The sequence below is a fragment of the Legionella moravica DSM 19234 genome, assembly GCF_000423305.1.
Classification (GTDB): Bacteria; Pseudomonadota; Gammaproteobacteria; order Legionellales; family Legionellaceae; genus Legionella; species Legionella moravica.
This window is the reverse complement of the sequence record NZ_KE384004.1, coordinates 79,665-103,902: the sequence shown is the minus strand read 5'-3', so window position 1 is coordinate 103,902 and position 24,238 is coordinate 79,665. Positions and strand designations below refer to the sequence as shown.

The following is a 24,238-nucleotide window of genomic DNA, read 5'->3' as shown; positions in this document are numbered from 1 at the left end:
CTATTCATCAAAATAAACCGATGCCAAAGGGGCGAGGGGATTATTTTTCTCCACGTTTAAACTCTCTTTCAACTAGCAGCTCCACTCTATATCACCTCCTTTTGGCTAAGAGATGATATGATTCTTAGTGTATGTCAACGCGATATCTCAACCTGCTACAGTGCCAAATCCCAAATAGTTGCCCGCCTGCGCGGGCAAGACAGCTTTTTTGTCATGTTCTGAGCAATATTTTATATTCAAGTGATTATACAATGTGATTTTGTGTTATAATTAAAGTGTACAAATTGGGGGCGACCTGGCTTCGACGTGGGTTGCAAAACCAGAGGTGCATGCCGAGAATGAGAACTCTCGTAAATCAGACTCAACTAAATATAAACGCAAACGATGAAAACTTTGCTGGTGGAGAAGCTATCGCTGCCTAATAAGCACTTTAGTTGAACCATCACTGTGTACTGGCCAATAAACCCAGTATCCCGTTCGACCGAGCCCGCTTATCGGTATCGAATCAACGGTCATAAGAGATAAGCTAGTGTCTTAATCCATCCCGAATTAAGGCGCGAAATTCAGGGAATCGCTGTGTAGTATCCTGCCTGTCGGAGAATGCACAGTTAAATTAAAAGACAAGGCTACGCATGTAGAGCTGAAGGCAGAGGATTTGCGGACGCGGGTTCGATTCCCGCCGCCTCCACCAATTAAATTGTTGATTTATATAGATAAAATTCATAGTCCTATACTCTTGGGCACCATACCGGCACCATTACAGAAGATATTTCGTCCTTTTTAACGAAGTTAAGGAGCAAATAATGGGAAGGCTAGGTGACAAATATATCGATTCATTTTGGGCTTATGACCAAGACGGTAATGCTTACAAGATTCACATATTTCAATCCGTTATTGATACTGGAACTTTTCAGGATCCAAAAGCCACAAGACTTGGACTGCCTCGATTGAGTACAGAGGATGGTTTGGCTGTTCATGTGGTTGATATAGAAAAGGGAGAGTTCTTGATTGTCCAGACGGATACAAGTATCTATATAAACCAACCCCCCGATTTACCCTCATGAAGCAACAGTTTTTAATTAACTAATCACTCTAAATGGCAACCCCAATTATGAACTGGACGATAACCTGATTGTAATGAGTTATCTGGTATCCATCGACCATAAGTTTTAATCACCATCTCAACATCAACATGACCTAATTGCTTGGAAACCCACATGATGTTTTCTCCTTGAGATAGCATCATTGACGCATAAGTATGCCGAGTCTGATAGGTATTGCGATAACGTATGCCTGCGCGTTTTAAAATATGCATCCACTGGGTTCGGCGAATTTGCTGTGATGTTTCCCATGGTTTATTGGTTTGAGGATTATGAAAAACTCTTCCTTTATGAGCAAAAGTGTATTCTTTTTGTTGTTCCAACGCATCTAGTGCTGGGGGCAATAACATCACATCCCGTATGCCTGCTTCTGTCTTCGGACCTTTTGCTTCTTTTGCAACGATGGTTTCTTCTACATGAATGATCTGGTTTTTCCAATCGATGTCCTCCCATCTCAAGCCAATCAACTCCGAAACACGTAGCCCCGTGAAAAAAGCAAATTGAAATAAAAGCCGTACTTGCCCTTCAGATTCACTTAATATTGCCTTTATCTCATCAACACTGAATGGATCTGGCTTGTAATCACTTTTTTTAGTTTCTTTGTTAAGCAGCTTATCTACAATAATGCTATTGAGCGGATTTTCTTTAATATATTGATCTACCAAGGCTTGTTCAATAACAGCACGCAGAGGGGTCAAAATATTTGCCACTGTTTTGGTGGTGCACTGTAAGCCTCGAATCCATTTTCTAAGCATGGCAGGTTGCAAGTCCTGTATTTCCACTTTATCAAACATAGGCAATAGATGTCCCTCACAAACCCGCTTGTAACCTCGATAAGTACTTGCCTCTTTTGTGGATTTTGCTTCAGCTAAAAATTCACGCAGTAATTCACCGATAGTGATTTTTGACTGAACATGCCCAAAGATATAGGCGCGTTTTGAGTTCGGGAAGTAATCAGGGTAAGAAAAATTACCACGTTCAATCGCATTTAAAATCTCACCCCTTAATCGTTCTGCATATTTGATATTAGCAGCCGTTGCCTCGATTTTTAAGGTTTCAAAGCAGCGTACCCCTCTGTAATAAAAGCTAATTCTTAGCGTTGTTTTTCCAGAAGGCCACTTCCTTACTATAACCCCGCTTGCAGTTTTTGGAGTGTCGCCTGATCGCCGTTTTCCACCCATCGCTCTACCTCCACCAAATTAATCCATAAATTGCCATCCGGTCCTAACTTGCAATGTAGCCCATCCAACCACATGCCACGCTTGCGCTTACAGTGCACCGCATTGGTTGTGTCTCCAGTATCCTGACAATATTTTTTAAGTTTTACCCATTTCATAATCAAAACTTCCTTCTTTATTTATGAAAGCTAACCAGTCAAAGAGTGGCTCTTTGGATTGGAACTGATTTCAAGAACAATTTGATAGAGCTTCATGAGCTGCACCTCTGACCTGAAACCGTTAGGAACCGCATTGTGACAATAAATAGAACGAATATTGTCGATGTGCGTATCCGACAAATCCGCAATATTCTTCAAGGTGTAATGTGTCGAATTGATGATGTACTGAATCATTCCCTTATAGATGTTCAGTTTTACTTGCTGATCCATATGCAAACACTCCTTACTGCAAGGCAAATCTACTGCGCTGCTGATTTAATTAAAATCATGACCAATGACTAAGTGATATTCCCATAAAATATGGTAATATTAGTTTTACATCGGTGTAATTCGTTACATCAATGTAAATTATTACATCTATGTAACGAAAGTCAAGGTATGACGACAAATATTTTAAGTGAATCAAACAATCTCCAATTAGCGCAAACGCTGACGGATTTAATTGAACGTGAGAATAAACTGACGCCTGCAGCACTTGCACGAAAGCTAGGTATACCAACCAACAAAATCACAAGAATTTTGAATGGTGATGTTACCGATCCGAAAGCGAGCACCTTGCTGCAAATTGCAAACTATTTTGGAATTACTATTGAGCAGCTTCTTGGCTTAGAATCCATTGTTCGTGAAGGAACATCGATTACAGAGCCTTTGGCGCAGTCTTTGCCCATTTATGAGTTCAGCCATCCAACCCGAATGACAAACGAATGGTATCGCTGGTCATCCAATGAGATTGATGGTGATTACTTTGCTCTCGCGATAGATACTGATTTGTATGAGCCTACGTTTCCGCAAAACTCATTACTGATTGTTAATCCAGACATGATGCCGGATGATCGCTCGTACATTGTTGTGAAGAGGAACGATAGCCCCCAGCATTGTTCCATTAAAAAATACGTTTTAGAAGGAACTCAAGGCTATTTGTACCCCATCAATCCTAAATTACCAGTAGAATTGTTCGATAGAAATTTATACACTGTCGCTGGTGTGATTCTTGAGGTGCATCAAAAGCTACGCTCCAAAAAATAAGTTGTAGGATGTAAACATGGAAAAGTGGAATCAAGGAAATCGATTTTTACGGTTTTTGTATCAGCATTTGTATTTAAGGTTCAAAGGGCAAATCAGGGAACCTTATCTTATTCGCATTGATAATATCTATACCGATCCCGACAGCAATGAATTAACTGTTGCCTTTCATATTGCCAACAAGCGTGTGAATCAGGATATGTCTGTGGCTGAGTTTGTTAAAACCGATATGATTTATCTGGTTGACCCTCGCATCGTGTTTGATATGGGGCAGCAGTTTGGCTCTCATTCAGAAAAACTGATTGTTGCCAAAAAGACGGAACCCAGTTTAAAGAGGAAATGCGTCACCACCCTTAAGAGGGTTTTCATCGATGAATAATTCCATTGGTAAATCCAAAACTCCCTTGCAGTATAAGGTATTCCATACGCTATTGGGTTTTGCAGTCTTCTTTTTTTTGATTACCGTGCCAGCAGAAGCACAGGTGATCCAAATCCATGGAATACTCACATCCTCAGAATTACTGTGGTGGCCAGTCGTCTTTTTTGTGTTGCGTCTTATTCATGGTATTTATGGCTTCGCATATCTCAGACATGCTGTGTATGCGGTATTGTTATTTCACGCCATTTACGTTTTGTTCTTGAAGTTTGCCATCTGGCTGCCCGCCTCTTCATTCTGGAAAATGCAAGAACCTTACACGCTGGTGCTGGGTCGGGATTTTCTATACCTGATAAAAAGTTCTTTATTTTTATGGGTATGTGCGCTTCTCCCGATACGTTTAGCGAGTCCGGCAAATCATAAATACTACGGGTATATTTTCTGGGTATCTTTGGTTGCGTTTTGTTTTTTGGATATGGGCTGGTTAAATATGCACAAAAATACCCCTGACACCCAGATCGTGGTGCCTTTGCTCATCTTCGGGTTGCTTAATATTTTTTATAATTGGCTCTCTGTGGTGATAGCGAGAATTGAACACATAGAAAGCCCAATCCAGTCGGACAGGCATCTTTTTAAATTTCAACTGCCACAAGTCCTGAAGAACGATGGCAATACATTCAAATATCATCACATGCTGTTTTGCTCCAGTATCGTCTTTTTTATCGCATCCAAGACCATGGCTGCCAAATTCATTTCTATTGGTTTTTTGACCATCAATGTTGGGGGTATTGTCTTTTCATTGGCGTACCTTGCTGCTGATATGATGACGGACGTTTATGGAATTGAACGCACCAAGCAGATGGTGCTATTTGTTATTTTCTGCAATCTACTGTTTGTTTTTGATGTTTGGGTAACCAATATGTTGGCGATTGGAGAGAACGATCCGTACCGAGCGATATTGCACAATCAGGCGCGAATGTTCATTGCTTCTGCCACTGCCTTCTTTCTGGGTATGACCATCAACTCCACCGTTATTTCACTTATCAAATCAAGACAACGCAAACGGGGTATTTCCCTGAAAAAAGAATTTATCACCACCGTTTGGACTCGAATCGCCACCTCATCGGCATTTGGAATCATTATCGATGTGAGCTTATTTTCATTGGTGGCATTCTATGGGATTGTTCCGACTGAAAAACTGGCTAGCGTCATTGTTTTTGAGGATGCCTATAAAATATCGTATGAGGTCTTTCTCGCGCCAGTTTCCATCCTGATGATATATTTCCTCAAAGTGAAGGAGAAGGTTGATATTTATGACGAACTATCCAATTTAAACCCATTCCGAATTGATACCAATTACAAGGTCAGCGCGAACAAGTTTGCTGAGAACTATATGAAACCAGCGGAGCGTAACGATGGATAAATATATTTATGACTTTATGGCTGCCACCATTGAAGTTGCTGCGACTAACCCTATGGCTCCCTATGGTGCGATTATTGTTTACGATGATAAGGAAATCCTTTTGAAGTCGGTAAACAGCGCACATAACAATCCATTGATGCATGGTGAATTATCAGTCATTCATAGACTCTTTGAGAGCGGGTTCGATGGCGATGTAAGCAAGTTAAGTCTTTATACAACTGCCGAACCTTGCCCAATGTGCGCTGCGGCAACTTATTGGGCGATGATTCCAAAGGTGGTTTATGGGAGTTCTATTGCATTTTTGCATGAGTTGTTTGGTCGGCAAATTCAGGTTGGGGTGGAGGATATTTTGTCTAAGACACCGGATTTTTATAGCTGTCATGTGATTGGTGGGGTATTGCAGAATGAGAGCAATCAATTATTTATTGAAGCAAAAAAATTGAGGGAGTTGAAAGAAGCTTAATTTGTCAGAGGTTATCATCGAGCACTTTAGTTTTTAAAAGGAGTTAGTATTGAAAATTACAACGCAAAACATAGCTCATATAGTAATAACAGTCACATTACTTTTCAGCAATATAACACATGCCAAACGCATGTTTATGTTGGAAAATGAAATACCTCATCTAAAAATCTTGAATAAACCCACACCTGAAATGTTCGCAATTGGGCCAACCGATTTCGTTGTTTTTAATGGATTAATAGCAGTTCTGGATAGTGACAACCATGCAATTTCATTTTTCAACCAACGGGGCAATTATATCAAACGTATTGAATTACCTTTGGGATACTATCAGCGACTAATACGGGATAGAGATGGTGCGCTATTTGCATTTGCTAACAATGGGTTAACAACAAGCATCGTAAAAATCAGTAACGAAAAATTCGAGCAAAAGGAACTGAATATTAATTTCGGCAGTTTAATTTCAAGAGCAGTCATAGATGATTTTGGGTTGTTTTTTGAAAGTGTAAGCCCATTAAATTTGAGCACCCTAAATGAACTCTCGAATTGCCCATCCTGTCTACTAAAGAAGGAAAAGGCTAGACTTTCCCAGAGTAAGAAACAAAGGATTGATCGGTCATGTTTTATTTGTAATCCTCAAGAAATAGACGGTCCATTAGTTAAAGGCCAGCATTATCAAATAGTATATGAGGGAGTTAATGGTCAGAAGCCTTTCCTGATTATTGGTGAGCAAAAGATTAAACTAAATCATGAGGTCATGAATGCGGGTACACGGATTGAACAGATTGATACCGATGGTACTGTATGGGTTAGGGAATCAATTTTTTTCGATCGCTACACTGTTGTAACTTATTTATTGAAAATCACTGCCTCCGGGGAGTTGAAGGCCGTTTTTCGATTACCTAAAATCTCAGTTGATGACTATGTAGTTCATTCTATTGCAATCAACGAAAAGGGAGAGGTTTGGTTCATGAGCGGACAGCCAAAGGGGTTGGCTTTTGATTTAGTCGAGCCACTGCCTGAAAATAAAAAATACCAATTCCTTGAGTCTCAAAACCTATTAGCATTAGCGAATTCAAATAGCCGTCCAGACGTAGAACCTAGAGTACTGCAGCCATTAAATGATGAACCCTGCCAATCAAGAACAGAGATATTTATTCGTGCTTTACAATATCTTTATAATCGTGAGTGCTATCTTAGTCAGGCAATCGAAAATGATCCCAGTTGTCCGGGTCGATCTATACCCCCTTACTTAGTAGGGAAAGAATCACAATGTTTGTTTTCAGTGAGTTATAGTTGGGGTGGTTTTGATTCAGTCGATTCATTTCATGAAAAAATTACTCGTATAAAAGCTGGCAATGTAAATACAGCGATTAATCCTTTACCTTCATGCACTGCCGGCGTAGATTGTTCCGGTTTTATCTCAAATTTGTGGGGGCTCAAGACAAAATGGAACACAAGCCAAATCTTTGAGAAAACAAGCCCTATATCTATTGAGTGGATGAAAACAGGGGATGTCTTTGTTAAGCCAGGCGATCATGTTATTTTATTTGTCGGCACAGTCAATGATGAGCTATCAACCTTTGAATCTGTTGTGCGTCCTGGGCTAGTTATTTCAAGTCAGCATGAGATTGGGTGGTTCGTACAGCATGGGTATTTTTCAAGGTTAGCCTTTAATGCATGCGAAGAGTGATTGTTTGACATCCAATAAAATAGGTAACTCACTCGGATGAAAACTACTTGGTAGTAGTGATGATTATGACAGATAAGCTAACTACCAAGTGATTTTTTTATTTCATAATTATCGAAGTAGAAGCAATATAAAAACTATGAAAAACACCAAAAAACCAATTAGTATTTTTTTGCCACTGCGATTTAAGTCATCGATTCTTTTTTGTTCCTCTGAAAGGCAGTTTTGACATACTGGACGAATCTCCCTGATTTCTCCTTCTGAATTACGTCCAACGTAAATCTCCGAAGCGCAAACAGCATCTGTATCAAAGTGTTTAAAACATTTCATAAAAACATCCTTAGCTTATCCCTTATTATCAATTTTCGAGGGGTTCCTGTTTTCCAAAAACAAATTATCGCCAATAGATTTGAATAATCCTAAGTAATTCTGATTCTCATTAATCAAATGAAAAACATGGACTAGAGCACCTAAAATAATTCCTTTGTCGTATCTATTCATGGATGATTTGATAACTAAACCACCCAGCTCAATCTTATACCGGGTATCTGCTCGGCGTTTTTTAATTTTCTCTATAGCAAGTGATTTCTTGCAACGAGCTATAGTTTGCTTTTCTTTTTCAATTTGGGCAAGCATGGTCATAAGATAATTCTCTGGCAAGTTTTAAAAATACTGCATCTAGTTGCTTCAAATCAAATTGATGAAGGCCATGTTTGTAGGCAAGAGTACCAATTTCAAGCTTATGCTTTTGCTGCAATTTATCCAGCTTGATTTTAGCTTTTTCGATTCTATCCAAGAGTACTGCTTCCATTTGCGATACTGTCTTCGTTGACATGATCATTTCTCCGCAAATGAAGTAACAGAACAAGCGTACAATGCCAGATCTGTAAAATCAATAGGGTGTTCCATCTGAAGTGAGCGAAGCGAACACTGGCTATCCCGCAGAAGAATTCAAGGGCGCAATATACAAACTTTCGTTTGTTTGCTAGTATCATGATTCAAACACTTAAAAATCTTTAATGGACAAAGATTTTTTCATTTTAAAAAGCAACCGATGGATTCGTTATCTCTGGGGATTCAGTGGCGATTGCTTTTGCTCAAGTTTCAATTCACTCTCGTTCAAAAGGGCATAGTGCAGTAGCTGCGGCTGCTTATCGTTCAGGTGCTCAGCTTTATGATGATCGCATTGGGCGTACCTATGATTTTTCAAAGCGAGATGATGTCGTTTTCTCTGAAATTCTTTTGCCTGATGGTGGTTCTGACTTATTTCTGGATCGTGATTATTTATGGAATGAAGTAGAGCGATCTGAAAATCGATCTAACTCTCAATTGTGTAAAGATTTTGTTTTGGCGTTGCCTCGTGAATTGAATTTAGTTCAGCAGATTGAATTGGCAAAACGGTTTGCTCGAACGCATTTCGTGGAGAAAGGTTTACCAGCAGATATCTCTATTCATGATCATGGTGATGGCAATCCACATGCGCACATTCTGATTCCAACACGAAGATTGGAGAACAACCGATTTTCCAAATACAAGGCTCGCGATTTAAATCCGGTTTTTGCCAAAGGGTTTGTGGTCGAGCAGGATTATTGGGGCGAGCAATGGCGAGAGATGCAGAACGAATTTTTCATTGAGAACAATCTTGATTTACAGGTGGATGCTAATCATCTGATTTCAGAACGTCATCGCAGTAAACATCACAATTCCAATGCACACTACCTGCTTGAAGAAAACCAATTGATTCAACAGGCGCGAATGGAACTCACTCGAGATAATATTGATGTTGTGATTGACCATTTGTCTTCGCAATACAGTGTGTTTTCTCGTAGGGATGTTGAACGTTTATTATTTAAAACATTTCAAGCCTCAGATAGCCCCCAAGAATATTTGCAGTTTGTTGAAAGAGTATTGGGTCATAATGATGTGTTGGCTCTTGGAGATAACACTAGAGGACAGCCAAGCTTTACTACACGCACCCATTTCTTGCAGGAAGCTCAGTTATTAAATGATATTGAAGCGATGATGGGCTCTCAAAAGCATGTAGTTCATCAATCTATTGATAGGCTTGCCCAACACTATCAATTAAGTGAGGAACAACAAGAAGCCTTTCGTTTTATTGCGCAAAGCTCAGATATTTCGGTGGTGATTGGCCGTCCAGGAACGGGTAAAAGCTATTTGTTAAAGCCTGTAAATGAGTACTATACCCAAGCAGGGATGGAGGTCATTGGGGCTGCTTTATCAGGTAAGGTTGCGAAAGCGTTGCAAGCTGAAACAGGCATAGCTTCCTCTACAATTAAATCGTTATCTTATCGCTTAGCTAATAATATGATGCAACTAAGTGATAAGCATGTCTTGATTATTGATGAAGCTGGGATGGTTGATTTTGCGAGTATGGCGTACTTGATTAAAGAGGCACACAAGGCAGGTAGCAAAGTGGTGCTGATTGGTGATCCGGATCAATTAAAACCCATTCAAAAAGGTGAAATATTCAGAGGTATTGCTGCCCGCACGGGTTATATCGAGCTGGAAAACATCAAACGACAACAAGAATTGGGAGATAGGCAAGCGAGCCTTAATTTAGCCAAAGGGGATATAGACAAAGCCATTCAGCATTATCAAGACAAGGGAGCGATAACAATTGCTGATTCTAAGCTGCAAGCCATAAAGCAAGTAGTTGCAGACTGGAAACAAGATCTTGAGTCAACGAATATGGTGGATACTATTATGTTGTCCTACACCAGAAAATCAGTTAACCACCTCAATGACCTGGCTCGTGAAGCATTAATTGCTGAAAATAAAATTGGTGATGAGAACATCGTCTATCAAGGATTAGAGCGAAGCCTCAGGATATCAACAGGTGAGCGATTGTTATTTAGGGAAAACAACAAAGTTCTAGGCGTTCGTAATGGAGATACAGCAACAGTTAAAGAAATAAATGCGCAGCAAATGAAGATTCAGTTGGATAGTGGAGAATTACTCACTATTCCTAAAGAATATAAGGCATTAGATTATGCATATGCACTGACCGTTCATAAATCCCAAGGCATGACTGCAAAAAAAGTTCGCGTTCTAATTGATAGCAAATACTGGGATAGAAATCTAAGCTTTGTTGCTATGACACGTCACAAAGAACAACTGAATATCTATGCGGACAAAGAAAATCACTCAACAGAACAGATTCTAAAACAAACTTTATCCCGCAGCAGTACAAAAGATAATGTCATTGATTGGCCATTGGATTTTGCTACCCGATCAGGGTTTGATTCTGATTCATTGATTGGTAAAGCGGTAAATCATATTGCTGGGGTAGGGCATAAGATAAAACAAGCTTATAACTTTATTGTTAATTATGAGGCTTATCTTTTGAAAGCTAGGCAGCAGGATCAGTTGAAAAATATCGGACAGAATAGAATTTATGCAAAACAGGAAGCACTTAGAGATGATACAAAAGTGGCTGAGAGCAAAGATTACAAAATATCAGACCAAGCATTTGAAATTTTGAAGAAAGCATATCCCCAACTTGAGGAGCTTGAAACCCTTATTAATAAGAGGCAGCGAATGACTGGCTATTTTGCAGAAAAAGCTGATAAACAAATTATGGCTATGTCACAGCAGTTATTAACTAATAAGACCATTGCCAATCAAGTCAACAATCAAGTTCCAGAGTTTTATCAAAAGATACAGTGTATTTATAACAAACAGAAGGAAAAAGCTTTACTTCATGATCGTTGACGCTAACATACAATCTAAAAATGTCCCCAATGCCACACGTAGGTAATTTGAGTTGGGGAAGGCAATAACCTAATCATAGCGCAGGTGATCTACTGGTCCCTTTTGTCCATCTCATTTTTTACAAGCTTCAAATAGTCTACTACTTTGTTTAGACGTGTTAGTTTGATTTTCCGTTTGCAAACGAGCTACTCTTCTATTACATTGAACTTAACAACAAGTTTAGCGACAGTTTTGATAAATCGTCTAACTAAATTTAAATGAACTCGTCTCAAAAATAAGGTCTATTGTTAATAACAGGATTATCCAATCTCCTATTACGTAATTTGGTGTAGTAAACGTTTTTATTAGGTAAGTTTTCATCAAGCAATTCACTTGATTTCAACTCCAATAAATAAGTAATTTTACAATCTTTGACTTCAAGAATTTGAGAGTTTCCAGATACTGAGTTTTTAAAACATGTATAATAGTCTACAAGACCAGATTTAAGATCTCGGTAGGAGGTTTCGCTTATCTCTGATGCTAACCAATCTTCAGATTCACCATCAATTTTAATTAAAGTACATAGGTATAATTTATTATTTAAATTACTAATGAATAATACAGGCTTGTCATAATAAATAATTGTTTCAATGATATTTTCAAAAATATTAAAGTTCATTTCTATCTCACCCTGAAATGCATATGAATCTGAATTCCTTCATATCTCCAAAAATTAATTAACTCATCGGTAAAAATATATACACCATCACTATATTTAATATATCCTTCAGCAATATGAAAGTTTTTGTATGCTGGTATTGTATTTTTAACATTTTCAGCGTCATCAAAATTTTCTAAAAAACATGCACTTTCTTTTACACAAGGATCAAGATGGTTTGTATAGTGATTCTTTATAGGATAAAAATAATTCTCTTGTAACCTGCTTTGTGGAACAAGCCTATAAATATCCTCTAAATTTGATTGTTTAGCATTATGTAAAGGACAGTTTGGTGGAAATTTATTTTCCCATTCAAATTTTCTTCGGGTCATTTAAAAATCCCTTTAAATTTAATATATGACAACTCTAAGTATAGTTTAACATTCTATTTGTTCAAATGTTAATCATTTTTTTTGTTAAACACTCTAGTTTATATTCAACTCTATTTTTCAAATATATTTGTATGCAAAATTTAGAAGCTATCCTAAAAATGGTTAAAACCATTATTATTTGATTAGGGTTCTGAATTTGCTGACCACCAGCATCTTGATGCAACCATGAAATGTGAGATTTATTATTGCGAGACTCATTCATCATGGCAAAATGGAAGTAATGAGAATATGAATGGTCGATTAAGAGAATACTTGCTTAAAAATGCTAAAACTAACTTAATAACATAAGAGGAACTTGATTTAATAGCAACGAAAATGAACAGTTCCCCTAGTAATGTATCGGCTATAAAACATCCAAAGAGATGTTTATATAGAAGTTTAAAAATGATTGCCGCACGTAGAGTCAAAATGCGCCCTTTTAAACGTGCCGTAACAGCTTGACTTTATTGGTGGGTCCACTTGGATTTGAACATAAGATTAACGGATTATGAGTTAACTAGCTCAATAGGTTAACTACCCATAGATAAATGAGTAGTTAATGTTTGAAGTTAAAATCGACTAACAGCCCTTACATGACCTAAGGTACTTGATTTACCACTATTCAAAAACTCACCTGTTGAAAAATTCTGCAACCATGCATCACTAACACTTGCCTCAGTTGAACTCCAATAATAATCAGGAGCAAACGAAGTAATGCCCTGAACATGTAGATTATGATATAACAAAGCTAACTCAGAGGCCGAGGGCAAATACCATCCTCCATAACATGGCTCTGACAGAGATGAACCTGCCGGACAAGGTGTAATTCCATCAGGCAACACTCGGTAATTTGCTGCCAGCAAAGCAGCAAAACTGCCTGATTGGTTATCAATCGTTTGTTGGGCAATGATTAACCTGGTATTTGATTCACCAGAATAAAATCCATCTGCTCTCGCATTCGTTACTTTATTACCACTCTCACCATTGCGCCATTGTATCCCTTCATTGTTATTAAGATCGGTTTTGGAAGCGATTAAACCATGCTGTCCTGTTTCATCCACCCAAAATACTATTCCTCCGTTGTATTTTTCGCCTATATGATGGGTCAGAGTCGTTTTAATTTCGCCGTTGCTAATCTCAATTCCTTCGCCTGCTTTATATGTTCCAGCAGGGCCTTGTTCACCTTTGGGTCCTATGGGACCCATTGGCCCTGGAGCACCTGCTGGTATGGAATTTACTTGAGATTGAAGGGTGCTAATTTTACTATATAAAGCCTCAATATGAGCCCAAATTTCCTTGTCATTTGCATTAGCTGCACATGACATGACGAAAAGACCAGTCGCACTAATAATTTTTAAATTGTTCATTATGACTCTCTCATTAATTCATTCGAATAGATCCATAATTTCTCTAAAGGGTATCCATGAGTTTATAGTTTTGCTTTAGCTTGGTATTCCTCCTTTATTGTTTTATATTTCTAGTTCGTCTGTTATCAATGATTTATCAGACGAACGATGAATAAATGGGTAATGCTGAACAGTTTGGGTGGGTACTTCCGAACTGCCACAAGGGAAATGTTTCATCTTAGGATCCAGATACCATATCATTTGCTTAGCTTTTACTGGCGCATGTCCTGTTCGCATAATCAAAGTTTGATCCTCAGGTAATCGCATGACTTCATCGGGTCGTAATAAAGGGATGGCCTGATAGTTATAGCTTTTAGACTCCGAATACCCTTGGTTTTGAGTGCTGGTTGCTCCTGCAGATACTTTTACCGTTCGTGTGCCTAACAACTTACTGACATATTCCGCATCGTTGATGTCCTCAGTGGCGAAGGCTATTTTTGTTTTAATGTTGGTAAAGGCTTTGGCCTCATCCTGGGAATATTGTTCATAGGTTTGGGCAATGTATTGCATGATGAGCACGCAGCGAACGCGGTATTCCCGTAATAATTTGAGCGAGCGTCTTAGCCTTTCTATGCGGCCTAAAGATGAGAATTCATCGATAAGGCACAACAAGGGATAAGGTTCTTTCACCGGATCGGGGATGTTTTTTATCATGACTGAAATAAGTTGCTGCCAAAAAAGTGTTAATAGTGGGGAAAGCCGTTCCATGTCATCATCGGTAAAGCCTATATAAATAGTTATTTTTTCACGTCTTAATTGACGTAAATCAAAATCAGAATGTGCTGTGGCCGCATCAATGGTTGGGTCGTCAAATAACTCAAAATAACCAGAAAAGGTTTCCAAAATAGAACTTCTGGTTTTTTCATGGTTATTTAGATACGAATAGCCATTGCGGTAAAATTCAGGATCAAGATGCTCAGTTTCTTCCAATTGTGCCGCGAGCCAATTATCAAATTCAGCTTGTTTGATTAGACGGTTAATTTCACCTAAGGTAGTGGGGCGTTCTGGCGTATCGAGCAAATATAACACGGTTACTTTAAACAGTTTTCGTGAGGCTTGCTGCCAAATGGGATCCGCTTTCTTATTATCAGGAATTAAAATATGCGCTATTCGTTGAATGTCAGTGAGGCGCTGGACTCTATCGCTGGAAATTAAGGACAAAGGATTATAAGCATGGGTTATTCGTGTTTCATGAGCAGGTGCCCAGCAATAGCATTGCTGGCCTAACACTTGCTCTCGATAGCCTGACGTTGCTTGAAATAAGGTAAGTTTCACATCATTGCAGACTACTGAATAAGGATAATTAAAGAGATTAGGTATACCAATACTGCGTGTTTTACCACTGCCTGTTGGTGCAAAAACCAAGACATGCTCAAAACCATTGGAATACAGCGGTGATCCGTATTTTTTACCAATAATGATGCTTTGCTCTTCATGCTTAAAAAACGAAGCTTTATTGACTTCAATGCCATTGGCAAAGTGAGCATTGCCGAGCACTTTCTTTTCCGGTCTGAATCGATTAAATAAATAAAGAATTAGCACAATGAAACCACCAAGAAATACGCAGCCCTCAGTTTTTAAAAAATCCAACCAGAGTTTATTTTCTTGGTGGCGTTGCCAAGCTAAATCCATCAATCCCGATAAGGGTTGCAGTTCATTAAGATAAAGCCAGCCAAATAGGCCGTATCCTAGTACAAACAACCCGGTACCAATCACTAAGCTAATAGAACCAATAGATGCTAAATATCGATATAGCCCCTTGCTAAAATACCCTATACAGCACAGGGTTATTAAGATGGTGATAGTGATGGCCATGCCTAGTTCACTTAAAAAACCATGATGGATTAATTCAGGAATCACCAACGGCGTGGCAAAATCTGTTATTCCTGTAAGTAACAAAGCGATTTGAGCAGTCATCTGTAGAATCAGTATTATACTTAGAAGGGAAATTACTTTTTGATTAGGCATGTTTATAATACACCTCCACTAAACGCCTACCGGAAACTGTTTTTTGGAGTTGCACTACAATGTCGATTGCTTCATGTAATACTGAATAGATGTCTGCTTCAGTCATTCCTGCAACCTGATTTAATTTATACAGTTGTGCCATGCGCATAAAGGCCACTTTGGGATTATTCGCATGAATGGTGGCTATTGAACCACTATGTCCAGTAGAGCATGCGGAAACAAAATCAAAAATCTCTTTGCCTCTGATTTCTCCCATGATGATGCGATCGGGTCTCAGCCTTAGGGTGGCTTGTATTAAATCCTGCATATTCAGGCGGGATGCTGTGTCTCCTGTTTGTTTTAATGCTTTGAGTCGTACTTGATTTGGGTGAGGGCTGTCTATTTCATAGGTATCTTCAAGGGTAATAAGCCGCTCATTCAGCGGGATTTCGCTTAAACAACTGTTTAGAAATGTTGTTTTTCCTGACGAAGTGCCACCTGAAATGATGATGTTCTTTTTATGAATAATGGCTTCACGAATAAACGCATGCCAATTTTTAGCATCATACAACTCGCGAAGGTAAGTCGTTTCACTTGTCTGAGTGGACTCGTCTAAATTCACTGCTTGCGCATAGGAGAAAAAGCCTTGCTCGTTGTATTCACTAAACCGTACCCGCTTTAAAGTAAATCTCCTAATGGAGAGAGTTTCATAAAGAGATGCTGGTGGAATGACTAATTGCACGCGTGAACCGTCTTGTAAGTTTCCTGAGAGAATAGGGGAGTTTTCCGATAACGTTTGTTTGTTTTCATTGGCAATCAGTGCAAACAATCGGCGGAGGTATGAGGTGGTAAGAACAGGCATATCAAACTGCTCTAAAATTCCAGCCCGTTCTACATACACCTCTTGGGGTTTATTCACTAATACTTCAGAAACCTGCGTATCCACTAAGAACTCATAAAGAGGAGCTAAAAGCCCGGTTGATCCGGGCGAACACTGTGCTTTAAGTGAATTCATATTAATGCGCTCCTGCAACACGGTAAAAATCCAAATCATGGGCAACAAAGATTTTAATCTCAGCCCCTTGATTGGTTTGTAAGGTGGTATTTTGTTGCATGTCTTGCTGTAGTGTTTGATTCGCTGCTTGTTGGAAGGAGCCTGCAACATTCATTCGATATTGCGACATTGAGTTGTATTCGTCTTGTCCGTTAACGCCACCTGTTGCAGAAAAGGCACCTAAGACGGAAAGCAAAGCACCACTACCAAAGCGCTCAAAGAAATGGCGATCAATATAATCTGCTGCAACGCCTGAACGACCTATGGCATCACTTCCCGGGCTGTTTAAAGTAACTTTAACCCCATCAGTTAGTTGGATTTGATTCCAGACGATAAAAATACGGCGTTGGCCTTGAGTAATGGCGGTATTAAATTGCCCAATTACTGACGAGCCTTTGGGAAGCAGTAAACGATGCCCTGATAAGGAGTAAATATTTTGGGTCGTGATGGCTTTGACCATACCCGCTAATTCGGCGTTGATGGCTGTTTCCAAATTTGCAGGGATAAATTCTCCGGCAGGTACTGTCCAGTTGGGATGCGGCAAACGCTTTGCGAATACGGTAGTGATATCACTTTGCTGATTTAAAAACTGCGAGTTTGCATCGTGTCCGGTTAAGGTGCTGTTTTGTTCTTTGGTACTTTTTGATGTACTGGTTGAGGACTCCGTGCCATTGGTATTAAAAAAGGTGGATGGTGCATTCATCCGTGCTAATGTTTCTTTGGACACTGAATTTTGATTAGCACTTCGTAATTTGGGTGGATAATTGGGATTACCACCTTGATAGCCGCTTTGCGATTTGTTTTGTTCTTTTAATGAAGCGATTAATTCAAGATTTTGGTTTAGAGCATAGGCTGAGTTTTGTTGTTCCCGTTCCTCTAAAGTCTGTGAGCTATGGGACTTGGGCAAAAAGCCACTTACAGCAATTGCAGCGCACAGGGCAATCATACCAATCCATAGAATACGGTCTTTCCACTTCATATGACTGTCTTTTTTAGCCACTTTAATTCTATTGCCTACACCCTCAGGCGTTTGGTTTTCTGATGTCATTGAGGTCTCCTGTTTGCAGCAATTCGATTAATTTCTTGAGTATTAAATACGGAGGTCGTGAGCCGTCCTTGACGAAGAGTAAATTGTGGGGCTAAACGATGAACTACGATGTATTTGCCTTCGCGGCGGGTATTAACAGTGGATTCTTTTCCATTGGCATTGTCTACTGCAAAAATTGCAGGAACTGAACCATTGTTGGTGAGTTCAAAATAAGTAAACTGACCATCATCAAACACGTGTTTGGGTACTAGCTGCGGACTGCCACTAAAGCGATAGGCTGCATTCACTACTTTGGGTTGTAGTGGTGGGGCTTCTCTGTGTGTATTTATCGTAGGGCGGGGTTTAGTTTCAGGATAAACGAACTTTAAGGCATAGGTTTGTTGTTCACGTGTTGGCTCTACCTGTTTACTGCTCTTTAAATGAAAGTAATAGGCATGCTTATTAGTAATCACCGTCATATTGGTATTGGAATCAAATGAAGTGGGCTTTATAAACACGATGTTGCCTAGTTCGGAGTGATGAGTGACCATCCATGCGGTGGTATCACCTCCCTCAATGTCTAGCACCTCTTCTTTTTCCGCAAATTGAATTTGGGTGGTTGTGAAGGGAACTCCATGAACGGGTACTACATCATTATCACGATAAACTACTTGTTTGATACGCATATCCTGAGGCATGGCCTTGGGGTTGTTTTGTGCGTAAAGGCCTGTTAAAGGAATAAAACAGGCGAGACTAATTAATAATTTATTCATGCATGAGTCTCCGTGGCTCTTAGTTGTTTGCTGTAACGGGTTACTTCAAAACCATCCCAATTTTGCCAACGTGCTTCGGGCGATGTGGGTGGGGCGGTGTAGTGCCATGAAATCATGGCGTTGTAATGTGTTGAGGTGGATTTGCCGCTCATCTTGTCGGTATCCACGAGACTAAATACCACTTCTGCTAAAGCATGGTGGTCTTTGTGTAAGTCTTCTTCATTGGCTAACAGTGAATCCAGAAAATTAATACTGTAGATTTTCACTTCACGCTTCATCTGATTGCCTAAGACATGAATCGGCGAGGATTTATTCGATGCTTCATGCTCCGTGACGTATTCCTTCGTAACCGGGTTATTAGACAGTAAATGAATTAATTCAAATTGCGCACGATAACTGGAGGCATCAAAAGACTCACGGTTTTGGATATAGCGTGCAATGTCGCTACGAACTTGGTCTTCATTCACCGGCGTGTGTTTGTTGGCTACCGCATCCACTGTGAGCACACCATTATCATAATGGTGTACTAACAGCGGTATTAAAGTTTGGTACTGAGACAATACGGCAACGGCAAGGAGTGCCATGACATTCAAGCCCATCGAAACTAAAAAAGCGACTTGATAACGCTTACGCGATTGCTCTATCCGTCCGAACGTGTCATCAGCCCAGGTTCTTGCATGGTTAAAATAGCGTGTTAATGATGGGTGTTGGTTCATGAAGCACCTCTTCTTAAGTTTTTATGGAGTTGTTTGAACAAATGAGTAGCCGCATTTTTTGTATGCTGCCCGCCGTGAACAAGTGAGGAAGCACTTGAGCCTAATCCTTTACCTGCTTTACTCATGCATTTTTGGGCAAGGCGACCTGTACTTAAACTACCGGCGATAAATCCTCCGACCATCGCGGCACCAGAGGAAGTACAGACTGAACCGCCAATACTTTTGCCTATATTGACCGCTTGAAGAATACCCATCACACACAGGCAGGCCACAATAAAAATAGGTATCCAAATAGCTGCGGTTACCGGATTATCATTACTTGTAAACGATGAGGTGACCCAATGCAGTAAATGAATGCACAGGCCAACCACACTGGACACAAGGATAAGCACAAATGAAAAACCAGCCAGTACTCCAAGCCAGCGTTCAAAAAAGGATTTGGTTTGTTCAAAGAGAGTGAATACAATAAATAATGGCGCGGTACACAAAAGAACAGCCAACATGAGTTTTGCAATAATAATTTCAATAAAGGCCAAACCAACCGTTAAGCTTCCTGATAGAAACACCATCATTCCGGCAAAGTAGGGTGTGAGCTTCCTTAAAGAGCCTGCTTCAAATAAATCACAACCCAACATCGATATTTCATCTAAGACATTTTGTAATCCTTGATTTATGGAGTTGCCTAAGCCGTGTTTATGTAGGGCAAGCATCAGTTTCGTTGCAATCGTTTCACTGCCACCAATGAATAAATCGCAAACATGAGATGAAAAAAAATCCCAATTCATAGCGAATAGGTAAATTAATCCCACTCGAATGCTGAAACGAAGCAGTTCGTTCTGGGGCTGCTCAATGAGGCCTCGTGCTATGGCATATCCTTTGAGGACGATGTAGAGCACAATCATCGAGGCTAAAGGGGCTTGCAGTGTAGACGACACTGCACTATAGCCATCAAAAACAAATTTATGGGTGATTGCATCCAATTCACTGGCTAATTGAATGATGAAGTTGTTGTACGTTGTGGTACTCATGATTGGTTCTCGCTTAGGAGGTGTGGTTCATGAGTGGCCGCATATTCGGCATAATCCTCAGCGAGCGATGCAAATACACTCGAATCACTAACATCCTTGACACTTAAATGTTCAAAGCCTGTACGCTGTTCTTTAGCAAAAGAAACCATCTCCTGATACAGGGTATTGCAGGATAACTCAGGGCTGTTTTTACCATCCATGCACTCCAAATAAGCATAGCCATACGAGTCTTTTTGTATCGGAATATGAAGCCGTTTTTCTGCATTCGCTGACGCATTCAGAAGAAACCTAAGCGTGTCCTGCCTTGTATGTGTCGTTAATGGATTTTTATGATGGCAAGCACATAAAGTAAGAACTCCCAGTAGCCCCGCGCTGATTTTTAGTAAACTCTTCATTATTTACCCTCCTGTATCAATACTTCATTAATCGGATATTGCGGACAATAACGCCCAAATTGAGTGCAGGGCGCATCTAAATCAGGTGGTGTTGACGAACAGCCAGTTAGCAGAACTAACAGTAATACACTGAACATCCATTTCATGGTCATCATGTACTCCTTATTTTTTCGGTAATTTGTTAAAGCGTGCGATCTCTGCTCTGTCTTGTAGATCGGCCAAACTGTCTTGTGCTGCTTGTTGGCTCATTAAGGCTTGCAGACGTAAACTCGTCAGCTGAATAAAACCGATTTCAGTGAGCAGTCGGGAATTTAAATCAATGGCACCTTTAGTATTTGATGAGTGCTCAATCTGTTTGGACAGCTTATGAAGTGCTTCCATGTGTTTATTGATTTCGTTGTAGCTTTCTGTGGTTTGCACGAGCACTGCACGGTTGACCGCTTTATCTTCCTTAAAACGAGTGGCTTGTGCAGGCGAAGTATTGGCTTTAAAGCTGGCTTCATCTAGACCAGGGTGGTTTTTTTCATAAGCTGCAACCAATTCTTTATAGCGAGAAGAGTTACCGCCTGACAGATTTTGTAATGCATCCTGCCACGTGCTGACAGGCGATTGCCAACTTTGTAAGCTGTCTAAGCCATTATTAAGATCACCAAAACCATAATGTCCTGAATTCATGGACTTTAATTGGTTTAAGTTCTCCACTTGGGCTTGAGCACTTTGATAGGTATCGCGCAAGATGCGGTATTGCTCTTGCAGTTCGTTGAGTTGCTTTAATGACAGCGCAATCATTTGTGCATCTTCCACTCCTAATAAATCGGCGTGGCTTATCGGTGATAATACTAAGAGCATTGAGAATAAGAGGGCTTTTTTATTCATAAGGCACTCCGTTCAAAAAAAGCGGGCAACCATGCTTGAGGTTCTGAGCCTAACTTTTTCATTAACTCATCAAGTAAGGCTACCGAACGGGTGTTCCCGGAAAGCACTCGAATGAAGTCACTTAATTCGCTTAAATCAAGACGACATAACATGGACTCGTGTTCTTGCTTGTAAAGAAAGAGTCGGGACTCTGGCGTGCTTTCTTTGATTACTTCAAATTCTGATTCTGTCAGTTTTAACGCATCCATGTAGGTTTCTTTTTCTGCACGAGGATTCGGAAACACAATCAAGGTTGCCAAGTTATCTAATACGATATGCCGAATAGGTGAGTTGATAATGCTTTGTGGCGATTGGGTATCGAAAATAAAATGTCCGTTCTTTTTACGAATAGTGGGCAACCACTCACGCAGCGTTTTCTCCCAAAAAGAAGAGGAAAGTAACTGCCATGCTTCGGCTAGTACAAACGATGTGAGCCGTCCATCAAGGCATTGGCGCATTCTATGTAATAAATAAAGATATACTGGTGTTGCAATTAAGTGCGGGGTGCTGTCCATGAGGAAGGTGACATCAAAGCCCACTTTATCAAACTCAAGATTTAATGCATCGGATTCATTATCAAATAACCAGTGATACTCCCCATCAATTCGTGTGGTGTCTTGTTTCAGCCAACGCTTAAGGTGTGACCATCGCGAGAAATCAATAGGTAAGTATTGACTGACAATGCTTAATGTTCTGTATTCGGGAGCTAATTGCTCATACGCATAGTCAATGCACTCATTAATCGTTTCCCCAATGTGACTCGGAATCATTTGTTCATGCTCTTCCAAGAGCAGGGTGGCAAACCATGACTTTAAAAAAGAACGATTTTCCGGCGTATCAGGTAGCTGCAATGGGTTCATCGCGACAGGATTAGATGGCGCGATTTTAATGTAACGACTATTACCTGAGGCTAAAATGTAAATCTTAGAGGATTCATCTCTATCCAGAAAAAAGCTACGGCCACCAAAACGTCCCATTTGCGCATCTAAAAAATTAACTAATGTTGTTTTTCCTGCATTATTGCCCCCGAATACTGCTGCATGGCCTTTAGATGGGTTGGTACGTGAACCTCTTGTATGATAATTAAAATATATCGGTGTCTTGGAGGGAGATTCGAACAGGGTGATTGCACTGCCTAAAAAGTTGTCATGGGAATACCCAGATTGAGTGTTGTGAAGCGAACAAAAGTCTGCAAAGTTTTCGGAGGTAATGAGCGATGCTCGGGCAATAAAATGAGGGTTACAGGGAATTTGGCTCCAAAAGGCGGGTTCTTGTCCTAGGGTTTCTTTTACCACCACAATGCCACTGCTGGCATAGCGCTTGGTTGCTTCCAGTATCAACTCGTCTAATTGCTCTTTATTGGATGCAAGAAGCATTAAGGTGTGATGATGAGCGCCTAATAATACTGTTTCACTGGCAATACCATCCTCTAATTCAGTCAGAGCATGCATTTGGCTCAGTGCTTTGTCTTCTGCATTAATTAACTTGGAACGCTTTTTTGTAATTTTATCTAAGGCACTATCTCGCCCAATTGGGGCAAAGGTATGAGTGGAAATAAATTCACAATCTAGAGACAGTAAATTATCTAATAAAATGCTCACCGTATCGGTTGGGTATTTCTTTAAGGATAATAGCGCGCCAAAGGTACACTCATTTAGGGTATTACCTTGAAATTGGACGTATTCACCAAACAGTAATTGGTAACGGCTTAAATACTGTCCCAGATGACCTTCTGGATAGTGCGTTTCTTTCTTAAAAATACTGGGAATGGTATTGGCTATGGGTGGGTTACACTGTGGTTGCGGATAGGGTAGAGATTGACCTGCATTGACTACCAAACTTAAGAACTCTAATAGTTCGCTAAATCCTTTTTTATTATCCTTATCACCTAAACGGTAAGCACCAAATGAGGATAAATTAGCTTGTAATTGACTTACTGCATTATTGAGGGTGGCATTATTTTTTTCTCGTTGGAAGTGTTTAATCTCCGCACTCACCTGACCAATGCCTTTGAGCCATTCAATCCAAGAGCCTGTTTTACTCGAATCATCGCCTTTCAATACTATGGTTAAGTACAAGGTATTTTCATAGGCTTTGTTATGGGCAAAGCGTTGGTGGTAGTGTTGATTGAGTACTTGAGCAAACTCGGATTTAAAGTCACCTATGAGTACACGGGATGCTTTATGCCGGTGGGTTGTGACATAGACGATAAACCGTGAGTCCAAACCGACTAGCGCTTGGTGCAGTAAAAAGAGTTGGTGATTTAATACTTCTGGCTCTGCCACCTCAAAAGAAATACCCTCTACCCGTAATACCGAGCCAATTAAACCGGATTGAGATTCAAAAATACTGGGTGAATTTAAATGCGTTATAGGAAAATTATCTGAAACCTTAGCTTCAAGTGTTACGGGCTTTACTATCTTAAAACGGTTCATAAGCGCGCACCTTCCAAAGAGTTTTATTAGGGGCATGAGGCAATAAATAGCATTTGGCACAAATCGTAAAAAAATGAATGTCATAGCGACACACCAACCAGCCAAAAACGTACAGCGGTATAAAAACAAGACCGTAGAGTGGCGATAGACCTATGAAGGCACACATCGAAACCATCAGGTTCATAATGTGGTATTCAAAGGTCACACCTAGCGTCATAGCAGGTCTTGTTAAGGCATTAAAAAGAGGGCTGCTTTTTAGAGTGTTCATGCGCAC

The 24,238-nt window shown here is 39.9% G+C and carries 27 protein-coding genes, 1 other RNA gene and 1 pseudogene; 9 read left to right on the top strand and 20 right to left on the bottom strand.

All coding sequences use genetic code 11. From position 1 onward, the window contains the following. Positions 1-286 precede the first annotated feature (286 nt). Together ssrA and G543_RS0116070 are read left to right on the top strand one after the other, a co-directional pair. Positions 287-691, top strand: a transfer-messenger RNA (tmRNA) gene (gene ssrA / locus G543_RS18825). A gap of 112 nt (positions 692-803) precedes the next feature. Continuing rightward, positions 804-1,064 (top strand): hypothetical protein, encoded by a 261-nt coding sequence (locus G543_RS0116070; protein WP_028385435.1) that lies wholly within the window; start codon positions 804-806, stop codon positions 1,062-1,064. A gap of 23 nt (positions 1,065-1,087) precedes the next feature. Here G543_RS0116070 and G543_RS0116065 read toward each other — a convergent pair whose 3' ends face one another. The 3 genes from G543_RS0116065 to G543_RS0116060 are packed head-to-tail and all read right to left on the bottom strand — an operon-like array spanning position 1,088 to position 2,706. Continuing rightward, on the bottom strand, positions 1,088-2,281 hold the full coding sequence (locus G543_RS0116065) for a tyrosine-type recombinase/integrase (protein WP_028385434.1): 1,194 nt from the start codon (positions 2,279-2,281) through the stop codon (positions 1,088-1,090). After that, positions 2,227-2,436 carry an excisionase gene (locus tag G543_RS18820; protein ID WP_072401522.1) on the bottom strand — a complete coding sequence of 70 codons (210 nt, stop codon included), beginning with the start codon at positions 2,434-2,436 and terminating at the stop codon, positions 2,227-2,229. The genes G543_RS0116065 and G543_RS18820 overlap by 55 nt, the downstream gene beginning before the upstream one ends. Before the next feature lie 30 nt (positions 2,437-2,466). Then, the gene (locus G543_RS0116060) at positions 2,467-2,706 is read right to left on the bottom strand and encodes a hypothetical protein (protein WP_028385433.1); all 240 of its coding nucleotides are present in this window, start codon (positions 2,704-2,706) and stop codon (positions 2,467-2,469) included. 168 nt (positions 2,707-2,874) lie between these two features. On the opposite strand from G543_RS0116060, the gene G543_RS0116055 reads away from it, so the two are divergent. The 5 genes from G543_RS0116055 (at position 2,875) to G543_RS0116035 (ending at position 7,471) form a co-directional block, all read left to right on the top strand. Next, the gene (locus tag G543_RS0116055) at positions 2,875-3,522 is read left to right on the top strand and encodes a LexA family transcriptional regulator (protein WP_027264497.1); all 648 of its coding nucleotides are present in this window, start codon (positions 2,875-2,877) and stop codon (positions 3,520-3,522) included. A gap of 16 nt (positions 3,523-3,538) precedes the next feature. Beyond that, complete coding sequence (locus tag G543_RS0116050; RefSeq protein ID WP_028385432.1) at positions 3,539-3,898, top strand: hypothetical protein; 360 nt, start codon at positions 3,539-3,541, stop codon at positions 3,896-3,898. Positions 3,899-3,983: 85 nt separating this feature from the next. Beyond that, a complete protein-coding gene (locus G543_RS0116045) occupies positions 3,984-5,318 on the top strand; it encodes a VUT family protein (RefSeq protein WP_238584715.1) in 1,335 nt (444 codons plus the stop codon). Continuing rightward, a complete protein-coding gene (locus G543_RS0116040; RefSeq protein WP_028385430.1) occupies positions 5,311-5,781 on the top strand; it encodes a deaminase in 471 nt (156 codons plus the stop codon). The genes G543_RS0116045 and G543_RS0116040 overlap by 8 nt, the downstream gene beginning before the upstream one ends. A gap of 49 nt (positions 5,782-5,830) precedes the next feature. Then, positions 5,831-7,471, top strand: coding sequence for a C40 family peptidase (locus tag G543_RS0116035; RefSeq protein WP_028385429.1), 1,641 nt, complete (start codon positions 5,831-5,833; stop codon positions 7,469-7,471). Between the two features lie 108 nt (positions 7,472-7,579). Here G543_RS0116035 and G543_RS0116030 read toward each other — a convergent pair whose 3' ends face one another. From G543_RS0116030 to G543_RS0116020, 3 genes are read right to left on the bottom strand one after another with little or no spacing between them, the layout of a single operon-like run. Further along, on the bottom strand, positions 7,580-7,798 hold the full coding sequence (locus tag G543_RS0116030) for a hypothetical protein (RefSeq protein ID WP_028385428.1): 219 nt from the start codon (positions 7,796-7,798) through the stop codon (positions 7,580-7,582). A 15-nt stretch (positions 7,799-7,813) separates the two neighbouring features. Then, positions 7,814-8,110, bottom strand: a complete 297-nt coding sequence (locus G543_RS0116025) for a conjugal transfer protein TraD (protein WP_028385427.1) — start codon at positions 8,108-8,110, stop codon at positions 7,814-7,816. After that, positions 8,088-8,303 carry a hypothetical protein gene (locus G543_RS0116020; protein ID WP_028385426.1) on the bottom strand — a complete coding sequence of 72 codons (216 nt, stop codon included), beginning with the start codon at positions 8,301-8,303 and terminating at the stop codon, positions 8,088-8,090. Before G543_RS0116020 ends, G543_RS0116025 begins: the two co-directional genes overlap by 23 nt. 245 nt (positions 8,304-8,548) lie before the next feature. On the opposite strand from G543_RS0116020, the gene traA reads away from it, so the two are divergent. Continuing rightward, positions 8,549-11,200 (top strand): Ti-type conjugative transfer relaxase TraA, encoded by a 2,652-nt coding sequence (gene traA, locus G543_RS0116015; RefSeq protein ID WP_028385425.1) that lies wholly within the window; start codon positions 8,549-8,551, stop codon positions 11,198-11,200. Between the two features lie 268 nt (positions 11,201-11,468). On the opposite strand, the gene G543_RS0116010 is transcribed toward traA, so the two are convergent. Continuing rightward, the gene (locus tag G543_RS0116010) at positions 11,469-11,858 is read right to left on the bottom strand and encodes a hypothetical protein (RefSeq protein WP_028385424.1); all 390 of its coding nucleotides are present in this window, start codon (positions 11,856-11,858) and stop codon (positions 11,469-11,471) included. A gap of 2 nt (positions 11,859-11,860) precedes the next feature. Continuing rightward, positions 11,861-12,229 (bottom strand): hypothetical protein, encoded by a 369-nt coding sequence (locus tag G543_RS0116005; protein WP_028385423.1) that lies wholly within the window; start codon positions 12,227-12,229, stop codon positions 11,861-11,863. A gap of 186 nt (positions 12,230-12,415) precedes the next feature. On the opposite strand from G543_RS0116005, the pseudogene G543_RS19590 reads away from it, so the two are divergent. Beyond that, a pseudogene (locus G543_RS19590) lies at positions 12,416-12,663 on the top strand (transposase); the annotation flags it as partial. A 174-nt stretch (positions 12,664-12,837) separates the two neighbouring features. On the opposite strand, the gene G543_RS0116000 reads toward G543_RS19590, so the two are convergent. The 12 genes from G543_RS0116000 to G543_RS0115945 form a co-directional block, all read right to left on the bottom strand. Continuing rightward, entirely contained in the window at positions 12,838-13,635 is a 798-nt protein-coding gene (locus G543_RS0116000; RefSeq protein ID WP_028385422.1) for a DUF1566 domain-containing protein, read from the bottom strand. A 102-nt stretch (positions 13,636-13,737) separates the two neighbouring features. Then, complete coding sequence (locus tag G543_RS0115995) at positions 13,738-15,591, bottom strand: type IV secretory system conjugative DNA transfer family protein (protein ID WP_238584716.1); 1,854 nt, start codon at positions 15,589-15,591, stop codon at positions 13,738-13,740. 43 nt (positions 15,592-15,634) lie between these two features. Continuing rightward, complete coding sequence (gene virB11 / locus G543_RS0115990) at positions 15,635-16,636, bottom strand: P-type DNA transfer ATPase VirB11 (RefSeq protein ID WP_028385420.1); 1,002 nt, start codon at positions 16,634-16,636, stop codon at positions 15,635-15,637. Between the two features lies 1 nt (position 16,637). Continuing rightward, positions 16,638-17,723 (bottom strand): TraB/TrbI/VirB10 family type IV secretion system protein, encoded by a 1,086-nt coding sequence (locus tag G543_RS0115985; RefSeq protein ID WP_028385419.1) that lies wholly within the window; start codon positions 17,721-17,723, stop codon positions 16,638-16,640. Then, complete coding sequence (virB9, locus tag G543_RS0115980) at positions 17,720-18,475, bottom strand: P-type conjugative transfer protein VirB9 (protein WP_028385418.1); 756 nt, start codon at positions 18,473-18,475, stop codon at positions 17,720-17,722. The genes G543_RS0115985 and virB9 overlap by 4 nt, the downstream gene beginning before the upstream one ends. After that, a complete protein-coding gene (locus G543_RS0115975; RefSeq protein WP_028385417.1) occupies positions 18,472-19,191 on the bottom strand; it encodes a VirB8 family type IV secretion system protein in 720 nt (239 codons plus the stop codon). Before G543_RS0115975 ends, virB9 begins: the two co-directional genes overlap by 4 nt. Beyond that, complete coding sequence (locus G543_RS0115970; RefSeq protein WP_028385416.1) at positions 19,188-20,219, bottom strand: TrbL/VirB6 family protein; 1,032 nt, start codon at positions 20,217-20,219, stop codon at positions 19,188-19,190. Before G543_RS0115970 ends, G543_RS0115975 begins: the two co-directional genes overlap by 4 nt. Continuing rightward, positions 20,216-20,614 (bottom strand): T4SS-associated protein LvrD, encoded by a 399-nt coding sequence (gene lvrD / locus G543_RS0115965; protein ID WP_028385415.1) that lies wholly within the window; start codon positions 20,612-20,614, stop codon positions 20,216-20,218. The genes G543_RS0115970 and lvrD overlap by 4 nt, the downstream gene beginning before the upstream one ends. Further along, positions 20,614-20,769: a T4SS-associated protein LvhB7 gene (gene lvhB7 / locus G543_RS19065; RefSeq protein WP_155824942.1), complete on the bottom strand. Its 156-nt coding sequence runs from the start codon at positions 20,767-20,769 to the stop codon at positions 20,614-20,616. The genes lvrD and lvhB7 overlap by 1 nt, the downstream gene beginning before the upstream one ends. 7 nt (positions 20,770-20,776) lie before the next feature. Beyond that, positions 20,777-21,490 (bottom strand): type IV secretion system protein, encoded by a 714-nt coding sequence (locus G543_RS0115955; RefSeq protein WP_028385414.1) that lies wholly within the window; start codon positions 21,488-21,490, stop codon positions 20,777-20,779. Next, positions 21,487-23,964 (bottom strand): VirB4 family type IV secretion/conjugal transfer ATPase, encoded by a 2,478-nt coding sequence (locus G543_RS0115950; protein ID WP_028385413.1) that lies wholly within the window; start codon positions 23,962-23,964, stop codon positions 21,487-21,489. Before G543_RS0115950 ends, G543_RS0115955 begins: the two co-directional genes overlap by 4 nt. Further along, the gene (locus tag G543_RS0115945) at positions 23,951-24,232 is read right to left on the bottom strand and encodes a VirB3 family type IV secretion system protein (RefSeq protein WP_028385412.1); all 282 of its coding nucleotides are present in this window, start codon (positions 24,230-24,232) and stop codon (positions 23,951-23,953) included. The genes G543_RS0115950 and G543_RS0115945 overlap by 14 nt, the downstream gene beginning before the upstream one ends. Between the last annotated feature and the right edge of the window lie 6 nt (positions 24,233-24,238).